Origin of the sequence: Sphingomonas sp. T1, from assembly GCF_902506585.1 — a bacterium.
Taxonomy (GTDB): Bacteria; Pseudomonadota; Alphaproteobacteria; order Sphingomonadales; family Sphingomonadaceae; genus Sphingomonas; species Sphingomonas aerolata.
The window spans coordinates 23,040-36,930 of record NZ_LR733912.1 but is presented as its reverse complement, the minus strand read 5'-3'; the positions used below and the strand labels follow the sequence as shown (position 1 = coordinate 36,930).

The 13,891-nt window shown below is 62.9% G+C and carries 11 protein-coding genes; 6 read left to right on the top strand and 5 right to left on the bottom strand.

From position 1 onward, the window contains the following. Positions 1-262: hypothetical protein (locus GV027_RS21630; protein WP_236559442.1), on the top strand; the 262-nt coding region annotated here is incomplete at its 5' end. Here GV027_RS21630 and GV027_RS20800 read toward each other — a convergent pair. Next, on the bottom strand, positions 212-808 hold the full coding sequence (locus tag GV027_RS20800; RefSeq protein ID WP_159513479.1) for a recombinase family protein: 597 nt from the start codon (positions 806-808) through the stop codon (positions 212-214). The two genes, GV027_RS21630 and GV027_RS20800, sit on opposite strands and share 51 nt — an antisense overlap. A gap of 127 nt (positions 809-935) precedes the next feature. Between GV027_RS20800 and GV027_RS20795 the strand changes: the two genes are divergently transcribed. Continuing rightward, positions 936-3,887, top strand: a complete 2,952-nt coding sequence (locus GV027_RS20795) for a Tn3 family transposase (RefSeq protein ID WP_236559441.1) — start codon at positions 936-938, stop codon at positions 3,885-3,887. A gap of 55 nt (positions 3,888-3,942) precedes the next feature. Here GV027_RS20795 and GV027_RS20790 read toward each other — a convergent pair whose 3' ends face one another. The 4 genes from GV027_RS20790 to GV027_RS20775 all read right to left on the bottom strand — a co-directional run bounded on the left by GV027_RS20790 (position 3,943) and on the right by GV027_RS20775 (position 9,459). Further along, positions 3,943-5,154 (bottom strand): hypothetical protein, encoded by a 1,212-nt coding sequence (locus GV027_RS20790; RefSeq protein ID WP_236559440.1) that lies wholly within the window; start codon positions 5,152-5,154, stop codon positions 3,943-3,945. 23 nt (positions 5,155-5,177) lie between these two features. Further along, positions 5,178-7,367, bottom strand: coding sequence for a GumC family protein (locus tag GV027_RS20785; RefSeq protein WP_159513477.1), 2,190 nt, complete (start codon positions 7,365-7,367; stop codon positions 5,178-5,180). 13 nt (positions 7,368-7,380) lie between these two features. Further along, a complete protein-coding gene (locus GV027_RS20780; protein ID WP_159513483.1) occupies positions 7,381-8,094 on the bottom strand; it encodes a polysaccharide biosynthesis/export family protein in 714 nt (237 codons plus the stop codon). A 69-nt stretch (positions 8,095-8,163) separates the two neighbouring features. Continuing rightward, complete coding sequence (locus GV027_RS20775) at positions 8,164-9,459, bottom strand: O-antigen ligase family protein (RefSeq protein WP_159513476.1); 1,296 nt, start codon at positions 9,457-9,459, stop codon at positions 8,164-8,166. Between the two features lie 261 nt (positions 9,460-9,720). Between GV027_RS20775 and rfbC the strand changes: the two genes are divergently transcribed. The 4 genes from rfbC to rfbA are packed head-to-tail and all read left to right on the top strand — an operon-like array spanning position 9,721 to position 13,199. Continuing rightward, positions 9,721-10,329: a dTDP-4-dehydrorhamnose 3,5-epimerase gene (rfbC, locus tag GV027_RS20770; protein WP_328799542.1), complete on the top strand. Its 609-nt coding sequence runs from the start codon at positions 9,721-9,723 to the stop codon at positions 10,327-10,329. A gap of 10 nt (positions 10,330-10,339) precedes the next feature. Beyond that, positions 10,340-11,395 (top strand): dTDP-glucose 4,6-dehydratase, encoded by a 1,056-nt coding sequence (gene rfbB / locus GV027_RS20765; RefSeq protein WP_159513475.1) that lies wholly within the window; start codon positions 10,340-10,342, stop codon positions 11,393-11,395. Further along, the gene (rfbD, locus tag GV027_RS20760) at positions 11,392-12,333 is read left to right on the top strand and encodes a dTDP-4-dehydrorhamnose reductase (protein ID WP_159513474.1); all 942 of its coding nucleotides are present in this window, start codon (positions 11,392-11,394) and stop codon (positions 12,331-12,333) included. Before rfbB ends, rfbD begins: the two co-directional genes overlap by 4 nt. Beyond that, the gene (rfbA, locus tag GV027_RS20755; protein ID WP_159513473.1) at positions 12,330-13,199 is read left to right on the top strand and encodes a glucose-1-phosphate thymidylyltransferase RfbA; all 870 of its coding nucleotides are present in this window, start codon (positions 12,330-12,332) and stop codon (positions 13,197-13,199) included. Before rfbD ends, rfbA begins: the two co-directional genes overlap by 4 nt. Positions 13,200-13,891 lie beyond the last annotated feature (692 nt).

Sequence of the window (13,891 nt, the reverse complement as noted above, 5' to 3'; positions counted from 1 at the left end):
GAGCAATATTCTTCTCGTATCCCGCCTGACGCCGCAACTCCCTGTGCAAAAGCGGCCATCTTCAAGCAATGATATTACGCACGAAGTGGCCGGACTGCCTGCTTGCCCAGTTTTTCAACAGTCTCGAACGGTTGTGACACCGCAGCAACGACGGCTTTCTGCATCTTTAGGCTCAAAAGTCGAACCACCATTCATCGCCGTCCGCGAGCGGCTACGCCGATTTAACTTCGACGCTTTGCCGGTGCGCGGCCACGATGCGTGAAACGGTGGGTTCGCTGACACCGTAAAGGCGGGCCATCTCTGCACCTGACTTGCGGCCGGACACGACGGATTCCGCGATTTCGCGACGTTGCTTTTCTGCGAGCTTGCGCCGACGTCCGCCAATCCTTCCCTCTGCACGGGCCTGGGCAAGACCAGCGCTGGTGCGCTCGCGGATCATCGCGCGCTCGAACTCAGCGAAGCTGCCAACCATCTGCATCATCATCCGGCCTGCGGCTGTAGTGGTGTCGATCGCCTCAGTTAGCGAGCGGAAGCCTGCGCCTGCCAACTCGATCCGCTCCATGATGTGCAGCATGTCCTTCAGGCTGCGCGACAACCGATCGAGTTTCCAGACCACCACCACGTCGCCGTCGCGCAACTGGCCGATCATCTCCAGGAGCTTTGGCCGATCCCACCGCCCGCCACTAGCGGTTTCCTCGAACACGCGTTTGCAGCCGGCCGCATCGAGTGCACGGCGCTGGGCGGCGTTTGACTGGTCATCACCCTTCGACACGCGGGCATAGCCGATCAGATAGGGTTCACGGGTCATCCGGTCTCTTTCACAAACGGCCGTATCCGGAGGCAGAACAGGAGTGACGGGTTTCCGCCGCCTTCCGCCTTTCACAATCCTCTTTCATTAGGCGGGCAAAAGGCAAGAGGTTTTTGAAGGATCAAACATGCCCGCACGCATTCCAATGACCGGGCGGCAGCGCGCCGCACTGCTGGCGCTGCCCGATACCGAAACGATGGTTGTGCGACATCATGGCCTCGACGCCGAAGACATGTCAGCGATCGGTATCGCACGCACTCCAGCGACCCGGCTGAGCTATGCCCTGCAACTCTGCTGTCTGCGCTATCCAGGACGGCATCTGCGCGCCGGCGAGTTGTTGCCTGCGATCATGCTCGACCATATCGCCGACCAGGTTGGGGTTGATGCGCGCGTCATCGCCGACTTCGCGCGGCGTACACCGACCCGCTACGATCAGCTTGCCGCCATCAAAGCCCGGTTTGGTTTTACCGATCTGAGCCAGCCGGTTCGCACTTCGACGACCGCGTGGCTTGCGACCGAAGCCATGCCCATCGTTGACGGACGCATTCTTCTCGACCGACTACTGGGCGAACTACGCACCCGGCGCATCGTCATCCCCGGTATCAGCGTTGTGGAGCGGATGGCGGCCGAGGCGATGCTTCGGGCGGAAACCGATCTGGTCGCCGCGGTCGACGACACACTCGACACAGAGATGCGACAACGTCTCGACACGCTGGTGGATGACAAGGTGCATGACCGACAGAGCCGCTTTTCCTGGCTGCGCGAACCGGAGCCCCGCGTCGCGTCCGCCTCGCTCACCGAAATCCTCGAGAAGGTGGCACTGATCCGCTGGACCGGTATTTCCCGTGTTCCGATCGATCCCCGGCACGAACCACGCCTGACGCAATTCGCCCGCGAAGGTGTGCGCTATACCGCCCAGGCTTTCCAACAGATGCGCCCTGCCCGCAGGCGGGTCATCTTGCTTGCCACGCTGCGCGAGCTGGCGGCCACGCTTACCGACGCCGCGATCGCCATGTTCGGCGCCTTGATGGGACGCGCTCACCTTCGTGCTCGCAAGCGCCTCGAACAGCGGGTCGCGGTTTCAGGACGTGAGGGACGCGATCGGCTGATGCGCATCGCCACGGTGCTGGAAACGGTCAGCCGGGCAGCACGCGCCGGTGAAGATATCGGCTCGGCCCTCAGGGATATCATGCCTCTCGACATGCTCGATGCCGATGCGGCGATCATCCGTCGTACCGCCGCACCTCACAGGGATGATGTGCTGAGTGAGATTGCAGCCGAGTACCGGACCTTCAAACGGGCAGGACCACAGTTCCTGCAAGCGCTCGATTTCCACGGCCGGGCCGGCACCGCGACATTGCGCAATGCGATGACGGTCCTGTCGGATCTCGATGGCGACTGGCGCAAACCGCTTCCCGCCGACGTTCCGCTCGGTCATGTCGAGCGGCGCTGGCAACGCCATGTCGTGGTCGCAGGAAAGATCGACCGGACGCATTGGGAAATGGCGACTTACGGCGCGCTTGCCAATGCGCTGGCATCGGGTGATATCTGGGTGCCGACGTCGCGGATGCACCGGTCGCTGGACGTGCTGCTTGCGCCATCGCCAGGCGCATCGCTCCAACCGCCGTTCTCACTCGGCGATCCACATGCATGGCTCGATCAGCGCGCTGAGCAACTCGACAGCGCCTTGCGCGACGTCGCCCGCAATCTGGACGGGCGTGATGCCGCGCTGTTCGCCGGGGAGAGATTACGCTTCCCCAAAGAGCAGAAGGATGCTGACGCCGGGCAGGATGAAGGGCGGCACCTGACGCTCGCCTGTTACGGCATGCTGCCTGCTACCCGTATTACCGACGTGCTGTCGCAGGTTGAACGCTGGACCGGCTTCACCCGGCATTTCGGTCATGTTTCAACCGGATTGCCGCCTGCCGACGAGCGCGCCTTCCTCGCCACCTTGATTGCCGAGGCGACCAATCTCGGGATGTCGCGGATGGCCGAGGTATGCGGCGCAGGATCACGCCGCGCGCTTCTGCGCATGCAGACATGGCACATGCGCGAGGAAACCTTTCGCGTGGCGCTTGCCTGTCTGACCGACGCTATCCACGCCGAGCCGATCGCCGCCTGGTTCGGGCAGGGGCACCGGGCGTCCGCTGACGGGCAGGCCTTTTACCTCGGCGGACCGGGCGAAGCCGGCGGAGCGGTCAATGCGCATTATGGTCGCGACCCGGTGGTCAAGATCTACACCACCATCACCGATCGGTACGCGCCGCTTCACCAGACTGTGATCGCCGGCACGGCTGGAGAGGCCATCCATGCGCTCGACGGTATCCTCGGCCACGACAGCAACGCCGATCTGACCGCCCTGCACGTCGATGGAGGCGGCGTTTCCGACATCGTGTTCGCGACGATGCACCTGCTCGGGCTCGATTTCGAGCCGCGCATCCCCCGCCTGTCGGATCGACGCCTCTACGCCTTCGAACCCCCGAAGCGTTATGGCAGGCTTGCGCCCCTATTCGGCCACAAGCTCAACCGGGACCTGATTGTCAGCCACTGGCCGGATATCGAACGTGTCATCGGCGCGATGCGCGACCGCACTGTCACGCCCTCACTGATTTTGAAAAAGCTGTCTGCCTACCGCCAGCAGAACAGCCTAGCCGCGGCATTGCGCGAGGTCGGGCGGATCGAGCGCACGCTGTTTACCCTGCGTTGGTTCGAGGATCCGGCGCTGCGCCGCACCGTTACCGCCGAATTGAACAAGGGCGAGGCACGCAACAGCCTGGCCCGGGCAGTCGCCTTTCATCGGCTCGGTCGATTCCGCGACCGTGGCCTGGAGAACCAGCAAACCCGTGCGGCTGCGCTCAACCTCGTCACCGCTGCGATCATCCTGTTCAACTGCCGCTATCTCGGTCGCGCCGTTGAAGAAATGCGCCATCGGGGGACCGCCATAGATCAGGCGATGCTGTCCCGCCTGTCGCCGCTTGGCTGGGATCGTATCAATCTCACCGGCGATTATATCTGGTCCGATCGCCTCGATCTCGACGCCGACGGCCTCATGCCACTGCTCATCAAACCGCTACCGTGAATCTGTGTCCGGATAATGCACAGGGGCCTATTACAGCGCCGGCAGCGGCCTGCGCTCAGTCGCCGACGCGGTCGATGGCGACGCCGTCGACCCAGGCCGCGGCGCGCGCGCCATTCGGATCCTGCCGCATACCGAGCTCGAGCCACTGGACGGCGCAGCCATTCGGCACGCTGACCATCCCGGCCACGCGACGTGCCTTGGGCTGCGTATCGACCGTCAGGAGCGGGGTTCCGGCATCGGCGCAGGTCATCGTCATGTACGGGCGTCCCGCAGGCTCCCCCTCGATCGCGCCGACCTGTGCCGCGAGCCGATAGCGGCCGGGTGTCAGGAACAACAGCTGCCGTGCCGCGCGCGCGCCGTCGCCGCGCTCGCTGATGATCTCTAGTCGCCGACCCGGACCAAAGGACGCAACCGCGACGGTCAACGCGCCGTCGCTGTCATATTGCCAGTCGAACGGCGGCACGCCGCCATCCTTGTCGAAACCGCCATTCCGCAGGCGCTGCGTGACCTCGCCCGGTGCGACCAAGCCGTACAGATGGCGTGCGATCACGTAGTTGCCGCCAAGCGCGCTGTTGGTCGCCTGCGACGCGACGATGTCACTGTCGGGAAACGCCTTGCCGCCCTTGGCGATCGCGGAAAACAGGTCAGCCTGCACCGGATAGGGCGTCGCGGCGTTCACCATGTACGCCAGGAACCGGCGCCGCCACATCGGCGCGCGAAGCAGTTGCTGACCCAGCACCTGACGGATCTGCGGCTCGGTGCTCGCACCGACGAGGACGGGGAACAGCACCGCATCATAGGCGCTCGAGATGCGGAGGAGGATGTCATAATGACCCAGCGCGCCGAGGATGTCGCCACGACCCACCGCGAATTCGATCAGCGCCAATTGGGTCGGTGCGTCCCGCCGGGACAGCCGCTCGGCGGTTTCAAGCAGTTCGACCGACAAGGCCGAACCATCCGGCGCGGTCAGGCCCAGCACGCGCCAGGATGCCGGCAGCGTGGCATCGCGGGCGAGCGCGGCGCGCGCATAGCGCCGGGGCTCGCTCGGGTCGCGGAGCTGCCCGTCCTCGACCAGCAGGCTCGTATCCGCCATCCGCGACAGCGCACGCGCATCGCCAGGAGCGAACTGCAGCGCGATGGCGGGACGCTGGTTGCGAAGCCCCGCCGCGACGCCTGAACAGACGACCGCTACCGCACTGCCGATCAGAATGACCAGCCAGAGCCCGATCACCCAGCGTGGCCACTCCGATGTCTTTGGCAGGGTCAACGATAGCCAACGCCGTCTCGGCATCAGTCGTCGGTCCTTCTGCCATAGCCATAGCCATAGTCGTAACCATAGCCATAACCGCCATTGTTGAGCGGCAGCTTGGTCATCACCGCGCCCGTCAGGCGCGCCCGTGCCTGGTGCAGACGATCGATCGCGATCAGCGCGAGGCGTGCCTTGATGCCGCGGGCCTCCATCACGAAGACCGTGCTCTCGGCGACGCTGGCAATGATCGGCGCATCCGCCAGCCCCATGACTGGCGGGCAATCGATCACGACGCAGTCATAGCGCTCGCCGAGCTGACGCAGCAGGTCAGTGAACAGGTGGCCACGCAGCAGTTCGGCGGCGTTGGGCGGCGACTTGCCCGCGGTCATCACGTCGAAGGACAACCCGTCGACCTTGTTGATCGCCTCACCGACATCGACCAGCCCCGACAGGACGGCGCTGAGGCCGATCTCGTTCGGAATGGACAGGTCGGCATGCAGCGACGGCGACCGCATGTCGGCATCGATCAGCAGCGTGCGCGAACCGGACCGGCCGATGACATAGGCAAAGGCGTGAGCCGTGGTCGACTTGCCCTCTGCCGGCCGGGTGCTGGTAACGGCCAGCGATCGCGGCAGCCCGTGGTCGGTCGAGAACAACAGGCTCGCCTGAATCGACAGATAGGCTTCCGTGAGCCCCGATTTCGGATCGCGAAGATCCTCCAGCGGGTGGGCACTGCGGACATTGGGGACCCCGCCGAGCATCGGCAGGCCGATGCGCCGCTCGAAGTCCGCCGGATCGGCGATCGTCTCGTCAATCTGCTCACGGGCAAACGCCAGTGCGAGACCGCTTAGGATACCGAGGCCAAGCCCGGCCAGCAGGTTCAGCAACGGCCGTGGATAGGACGGACGCGTCGGCACCTGCGCGGTGTCGATCACCGAGATGTTGTTCTCGCTCGACCCCGCGGCGACACCGATTTCCTTCAAACGCTGCAGCAGGCCGTCATAAAGCTGACGGTTCGTGTCTACCTCGCGCTGGAAGATGTTATACTGGATGCCGCTGCGGCGCTGGTCGAGGAACTGAACCCGCAGCGCGTCGACCTGCTTCTGCAGCAGGTTCTCTCGTTGCTGCGCATCGCGATATACGTTCTGAAGTCCGCCAGTCACCCGCGACTCCTCGCGCGACAGGCTCGTATTGATCGCGGACAGCTGCGCCGACAGCGCCTTGGCGGGCGGATAGTCGGGCGAGAACTGCGTCATCAGCCGCGCATAATCTGCCGACAGCTCGGCGCGACGCTGGCGCAGACTGTTGATCGTCGGGTTGCTCAGCTGCTCCGAACTCGCACTCGACCGGCTGCCCTCGATGCGGCTCTCGGCACGGATACGGTCGGCGGTTGCCTCCGACAGCGCGGTGTTAAGCGCGCCGAGGCGATCAACCGTCAGCGAACGCTCCGCAACCTTGCCGGATGCGTCCGATGCACCGATTGGCAGGCTAACAATGGCCTGGTTCTGCGCATAGCTGACCAGTTGACGCTCGGACTGTTCAAGACGCTGGCGTAACTGAACAAGCCGCCCCTCGAGGAACGTGCGCGCATAGGCGGTTGCATCATAGCGACGCTCAAGATTATACTCGATGAAGCTGGTGCCCCAAGTGCTCGCAACCTGCGCGGACAGCGTCGGCTCGGGGCTCGTCCATTCGATATTGACTAGACGCGAGGTGCGGATGCCTTCGACCGACACATTGGCGGTCAGGATATGCGCTGCCGCATCCTCGCGCGCGGCGCGCGACAGGCTCGACCGGCCGTTCGTGAAGCTATCGGCAATCGTTGACGCGCGCATCGTTTCGAAGAACTGCTGATTGTCGGCGAGGCGCAACTTGCGGACGACCCGGTCCGCCATCGCCCGCGACTCGAGGATCGTGTATTGCGTCTGATAAAATTCCTGGTCGGCAGTGCTCGTTTCCGGCTCCACATTCTCGACATTGTTAAGAATGCGCGCACCCTCGCGATTGATCTCAATCTGCGTCACTGCTGTGTATTTGGGCGTGGCAAGCAGCGTGATCAGGATCGCCGCTGCTAGGCAGACGACGATGGCGCCGACGATCGTCCATTTCCGACGCACCGCCATCATCAGATACTGGGTCAGCATCGGCGTCCGGCTGGTGGTTACCGCCAGATGCTCGTCACGGCTGGCCACGGCAAAGCCCTCGTGCGAATTTGATTCGGAAGCATTCATGGAAACGCTGCTCCTACAGACGCTGAAGCAGAACGACGATCGGCGTAACCAGCAGAGGCGATGCCTGCAGGATATCGCGGAACAACCGTCGGCTTGAAGAATCGCCGACCGCGATCACGTCGCTCGCGTAGATGTCGGGATCAGGATAGGTGCCGCGGCGAATGGCTTCCAGATTATAGAGCGCCGCCATGTCCTGGCCATTAATCGTACGGAACACGACGACTTCCTCGAGATTGGCAACATCGCTGGCCCCCTTCGCAAGCGCAATTGCCCGGAGCAGCGTCATCTTGCCCATGATCGGGAACTGGCCTGGCTGCTGCACCTGCCCGTAGACGGTGACGCTCTGGCTGGTCGTTTCCTCGAGGTTCACAGCGACCTGCGGCGTGCGAATATATTGCGAGAGACGCGTCCGCAGCAGACCGGTGAACTCCTCTAGCGTAAGGCCGGCGCTCTTGATCGTCCCCGCAAGCGGTAGCGAGATATTGCCGCCTGAATCCGCGCGAATGGTCTGATTAAGTTCGTCGACGCCAAAGACGCTAATTCTCAATTGATCGAACGGCGCGATCCGATATTCGCGCGATGAGCGGACGATATCACCCCCGGACGGCGCGGGCAGATCTGTGTCCTTGGTCACAACTAGGTGCGAGCCGGGCATCAGGGGCGGATCGTCCCGGACGCACGCTGTGAGGGAAGACGCGGCAAGAACCGCGATCAAAAAACGCCGCATCACTATATAAATTCTCGCTTGTTGAATGGCGTCGCGTTACCCCATGATGTCAACGGTGCCAATAGCCACTCAGGCAATTCCGGCCTCGTCGCGCTCGCCGCTCGCCCATGTCAGGAAGAGAACCGCAAGGACACCCAGGAACGGCGTCCGCAACGGATAATCGACGAGCGATCCGAGCATCAGCAGGATCAGCCCTAGAACTCCAACCTGCGACAGCACGATGATCGACGATCTCTTTGGCGGCGATACCAAAACGCTACTGCGCCGGGCGACCCAGACCAGTAGACCGATCATAAGTAGCGCGGCCGGCAGCCCGCCTTCGATAAGGATTTCGATAGGCTCGCTATGGGCATGATTGAAATATGTCGGACGAAGCAACGCGTTCGATTCGAACCGTCGAAATACTGCATCGAAGGTGCCGAAACCTGCACCCAACGGGAAGAATGTCTTCGTTGTTTCGATCAACGCGGGCAAGTTGGCGGTTCGCAATTCCGTTGTACCAATGGTCGAACGCGTTTCGAACAATCGCTGCAAGACGACTTGACGCGAAGACATTGCACCGACGGCCAGCGCGAGCCCTGCAACGGTCAGCCCCGCCACCGGGATCGCCAATCGCTTCCACCCGATCTGGCCCACGATAAGGCTGCGCGCGAAAACTGCCCCCCCCGCCGTGAACGCGATCAGTCCGGCCACCAATCCCGCCCGCGATCCGGTCACGATCAGCACTGGGAACAGCAGCAGCACGGCGCCCAGCATAGCCGCGACCCGCGGGAGAGCACTGCGATGCTCCGCCAGCTGCCACCGGCCAAATATCAGGATTATCCCGATCGCGAGGAACAGCGCCTGGTGGTTGCGATTGGCAAAAAACCCGACCCCGGTCCCCTCGTTATTGTGCGGATAGACATAATAACTGCCCGACACGAGCTGGAGCATGCCCAGCAGCGCGCCGATCGCCAAGCAGGCAAGCAGCGTATTCAGTACCCAGCGGCGACCGTCATTGTCGAGGACCGCGAACAACAAAGCTGCCGCCAGTAGTGGGAACAGCGCGAACAGGCTATTCAGCGTGAGGTCGGGCGACATTGACCACGACCGCCAGCCATCCGCCAGCCCAACGGTGGTCAGCGCATCCCGGTAGAAGCCATGGCCCGGCATGGCATTCCACAGCGAAGGGGGAAGCGGGATCAACTGCGCCGCCATCAGCGCCCCAAACGCTAGAATCGCCCATGCGAACGGACGCGCCCGACGGCGATCACCTGGGGTCATTCGCACCAGTGCATAGCCAATCGCCAGGATCGAGACGAGGCGAAGAACGAGGTCCGCGAGAAGCTGGAACCGAGAATTTCCGCCGAACAGGAAGCAGATCACAACGAAAAGGCAGGCTACCCAGGCATCGGTGCTTGGCCATGCGCGGGTCTGGGGCCGTGATCCTCGACCGCGCGATCGGCCACGCCCGCCGGTGTCATAGGGATGCGCGGACCGGGGATGACTAGCCACGCTTGCTCCAATGCTCAACTTCACGGGCGCCCAGTGCTACCGATATGGAAAATGTGCCGATAGCGCACACTCATGTCGGCCGCAAACGCGCGCCGGTTACCCTAAAAAACCTGATGTAACGCATATCCTGCATTGCCGTTCGTCAAGCAAGTTTCTATCCGGTCGGCCATGACAGATGGCCCCGTTCAGTTGATTAAACCAAAGCGCTACGGCGATGCACGGGGTTGGTTCACCGAGGTTTACTCGGTTCCAGCCTTTGCGAACCGCGACATCAGCTGCAGTTTTGTGCAGGACAATCACTCCTTGTCCGTGCCCGTCTTTACCCTGCGCGGCCTTCATTTTCAAACGCCGCCGCGAGGACAGGACAAGCTAGTCCGCTGCATCCGTGGGCGCATATTCGATGTCGCCGTCGACATACGCCTCGGCTCGCCGACCTATGGCCAGTGGGTCGGGGCCGAACTCTCCGCCAAGAATGGTGACCAGCTCTTCATCCCGATCGGCTTTGCACACGGCTTCCTGACGCTCGAGCCCGATTGCGAAGTTACGTATAAATGCTCGGATACCTATGCGCCGGATCATGACGGCGGCATTCGCTGGAACGACGCCGCGATCGGCATCGACTGGCCGATGCCCGCCGGATCGACCCCTGAGCTTTCGGCCAAGGACACGGTCCAGCCGCTACTCGCGAAATTCGACAGCCCTTTTCCCTATAACGGCCGCCCGCTCGCGCCCCTGGTCTGAAGGATAACATATGCGCATTTTCGTCACCGGCGGGGCCGGCTTCATCGGTTCGGCGCTTATCCGTCATCTGATCGAAAACACCGACCATGAAGTCCTCAACTTCGACAAGCTGACCTATGCGGGCACGCTGACAACGGTCGCGCGCGTCGCGGATTCGAACCGCTACCGCTTCGTCCAGGGCGACATCTGCGATGCGGACGCGGTCCGCGCGGCGATCGCCGAGTTCAGGCCCGACGTGATCACGCATCTCGCGGCCGAAAGCCATGTCGACCGCTCGATCGACGGCCCCGGTGCGTTCGTCCAGACCAACGTCGTCGGCACCTTCACGATGCTGAGCGAGGCGCGCGCCTATTGGCTGTCGCTCGGCGACGCCGCGAAGGCGGCGTTCCGCTTCCACCACATCTCGACCGACGAGGTCTACGGCTCGCTGGGCGAGACGGGGCTGTTCACCGAAAAGACCCCCTATGATCCGCGTTCGCCTTATTCGGCGTCGAAGGCGGGGTCGGACCATCTCGTCAGCGCCTGGGGTCACACCTTTGGCTTGCCGGTGCTGATCACCAACTGCTCTAACAATTACGGGCCGTATCACTTCCCCGAAAAGCTGATCCCGCTGATGATCGTCAAGGCGCTCGCCGGCGCCGACCTGCCGGTCTACGGCAAGGGCGACCAGGTCCGCGACTGGCTGTATGTCGAGGATCATGTCCGCGCGCTGCATGCGGTGTTCGAAAAGGGCGAGCCCGGCCGGACCTACAATGTCGGCGGAAACAACGAGAAGCAGAATCTCGAGGTCGTGAAGACCGTCTGCACGATTCTCGATCGCCTCTGCCCGCGCGCCGATGGCCAGCCTTACGCGACGCAGATCACCTATGTCGCCGACCGCCCCGGCCACGACAAGCGCTATGCGATCGACGCGACCCGGATCAAGGACGAGCTCGGCTGGGAGCCTGCCGAGACGTTCGAGACGGGCATCGAGAAGACCGTCGCCTGGTATCTCGACAATCAGGACTGGTGGCAGGCGATCGTCGCCGAGCACAAGGCCGACCAGCGTCGCGGGCTTTCGGTATGAGCCATGTTTCCGCAGCTGGCGGTCTCAAGCGGATCCTCGTCACCGGAGGGAACGGCCAGCTCGGCACCGAGCTCAAGCGCTATGCCTGGCCGGAAGGCTGGGCCGTTACCGCGATCGACATCGACGAGCTCGACCTGCGCGATACCGCGGCGATCGCCGCGATGGTCGCGGGCGGCCATGACGGCGCGCCCTGGGCCGCGGTGATCTCGGCAGGGGCCTATACCGCGGTCGACAAGGCGGAGAGCGACATCGTCACCGCCTGGGCGGTCAACGCGATGGCCCCCGCGGCGTTTGCCGAGGCGTGCGCGAAGGCGGCGATCCCGATCGTCCAGGTCTCGACCGATTACGTCTTCGACGGCGCGCGCGAGGGCGCATGGGACGTCACCGATCCGGTCGCGCCGCTCGGCGTGTACGGCGCCTCCAAGCTTGGCGGCGAACTCGCGGTGCGGACCTCGGGCGCACGCCACGCGATCGTCCGAACCGCCTGGGTGGTCAGCGCGCACGGCAACAACTTCGTAAAGACGATGCTGCGCGTCGGCGCGACCAACCCGCGCCTGCGCGTGGTCGACGACCAGCATGGCAGCCCGACGTCCGCGACCGATCTCGCCGCGGCGCTCGCGACGATCGCGATGCGCCTCGTCGAGGATCCCGCCGCCCCCACCGGCATCTATCATTTCAGCAACGCCGGCGCGGTCACCTGGGCCGGCTTCGCGCGCGAGATCTTCGCGCAGAGCGGCGCGCGGGGCGGGGCGAGCGCCGAGGTCGACGGCATCCCGACCAGCGAATACCCGACGCCGGCGACGCGCCCGGCCAACTCGCTGCTCAGCCATGACGCGATCACGCGCGACTATGGCATCCATCCGCCCGCGTGGCAGACCGCGCTCGGCAATATCCTCGACGAACTGCTCGGGGCCCCCAAGAAGGACATTTCCCAATGAAGGGCATCATTCTCGCCGGCGGTTCGGGCACGCGGCTTCATCCGGCGACGCTCGCCGTGAACAAGCAGCTGCTGCCCGTCTACGACAAGCCGATGATCTATTATCCGCTGTCGGTGCTGATGCTCGCGGGCATCCGCGACATCCTGATCATCTCAAGCCCCGAATATATCGACAATTACCGTCGCCTGTTCGACGACGGGTCGGCATTCGGGCTGGCGATCTCCTATGCCGAACAGCCCCGCCCTGAGGGCCTCGCCCAGGCGTTCACGATCGGCGCGGACTTCATCGGCGACGACGATGTCGCGCTCGTACTCGGCGACAACATTTTCTTCGGCGCGCACCTGACCGACCTGCTGGCGAGCGCGGTCGCGCGCAAGGGCGGCGCGACGGTCTTCTCCTACCGCGTCGACGATCCCGAACGCTACGGCGTCGTCGAGTTCGGCGAGGGCGGCAAGGCCGTCAGCCTCGAGGAAAAGCCTGCAAAGCCCAAGTCGCACCATGCGGTCACCGGCCTGTATTTCTACGACAACCGCGTCGTCCAGTTCGCACGCGACCTGAAACCCTCCGCCCGCGGCGAGCTCGAGATCACCGATCTAAACCGCATCTACATGGAAGCTGGCGACCTGTTCGTCGAACAGATGGGGCGTGGCTACGCCTGGCTCGACACCGGCACGCACGACTCTCTGCTTGAGGCGAGCGAGTTCGTCCGGACGATTCAACACCGCCAAGGCATTCAGATCGCCTGTCTCGAAGAGATCGCGTTTCACCAAGGCTTCATAAGCGCCAACCAGGCTCGCGAGGCGGGCGAGCGCTTTAGAAAAACGAACTATGGGCGTGCAATCTTGAACGCGGTGGATAGATTTTAATTTACTTATGCTTGCTGTGTGCGAGCCGCATCTTTTCATACTACGTGAAATTTCTGTTTGATTTTCAATTATCAACAGTGTGATATTGTGACTACATTGTACAATAGATTATTAAAATGATACGCGGAAGCGTTATGCTCGAATCACCCGATGCAGCGGGCGGCCAGGCTACCAATCGCGCTACCCATCTTCGGACAGATTGGGAGAGCCATTGCGCGAGCAAGATCGACTTTTGCACGTAAGCTAAATGCTTTTTAACGCGCTTCCTCGGGCCTTCACTTTCGCAGATGGTAGATAACACGCTAGGGGGAGGCCCGAAGACCTCCCCATCCCATTACTGTCTTTCCACATATTATGATGCTGGGCAGAGCCAATGCGGTTTACGCGTTGTCACGCGCAAGACAGTCTTTTCGAACAACGCCGGACATGCGCCTGTTATGGAGTCGGCTCCACCCACATTTTTATTAACGGGCAATGTCGCTAAAATGTCCATACCTGATCCACGTTCCGTCAATTGGTCGCCAAAGCAGTAGTTCAAATAGACCTGACGATTGCTCTTTCCAGAGATTGCGGCTCGTAGAAGGCGAAGGGAGAAAATTCCACTGAACGAACGGCCGCTTTCGGCAGGATTAAGTTTCTCATCTAGCGTTCGGCTTTGGGTACCAGCCGACCAGCCGCTTCCCCTATGACAG

Bases quoted from the DNA above. Each gene is read 5' to 3' on its own strand.
- GV027_RS20800 (WP_159513479.1), bottom strand. From the start codon at position 808: ATGACCCGTGAACCCTATCTGATCGGCTATGCCCGCGTGTCGAAGGGT.
- GV027_RS20795 (WP_236559441.1), top strand. From the start codon at position 936: ATGCCCGCACGCATTCCAATGACCGGGCGGCAGCGCGCCGCACTGCTG.
- GV027_RS20785 (WP_159513477.1), bottom strand. From the start codon at position 7,367: ATGAATGCTTCCGAATCAAATTCGCACGAGGGCTTTGCCGTGGCCAGC.
- GV027_RS20780 (WP_159513483.1), bottom strand. From the start codon at position 8,094: ATGCGGCGTTTTTTGATCGCGGTTCTTGCCGCGTCTTCCCTCACAGCG.
- rfbB (WP_159513475.1), top strand. From the start codon at position 10,340: ATGCGCATTTTCGTCACCGGCGGGGCCGGCTTCATCGGTTCGGCGCTT.
- rfbD (WP_159513474.1), top strand. From the start codon at position 11,392: ATGAGCCATGTTTCCGCAGCTGGCGGTCTCAAGCGGATCCTCGTCACC.
- rfbA (WP_159513473.1), top strand. From the start codon at position 12,330: ATGAAGGGCATCATTCTCGCCGGCGGTTCGGGCACGCGGCTTCATCCG.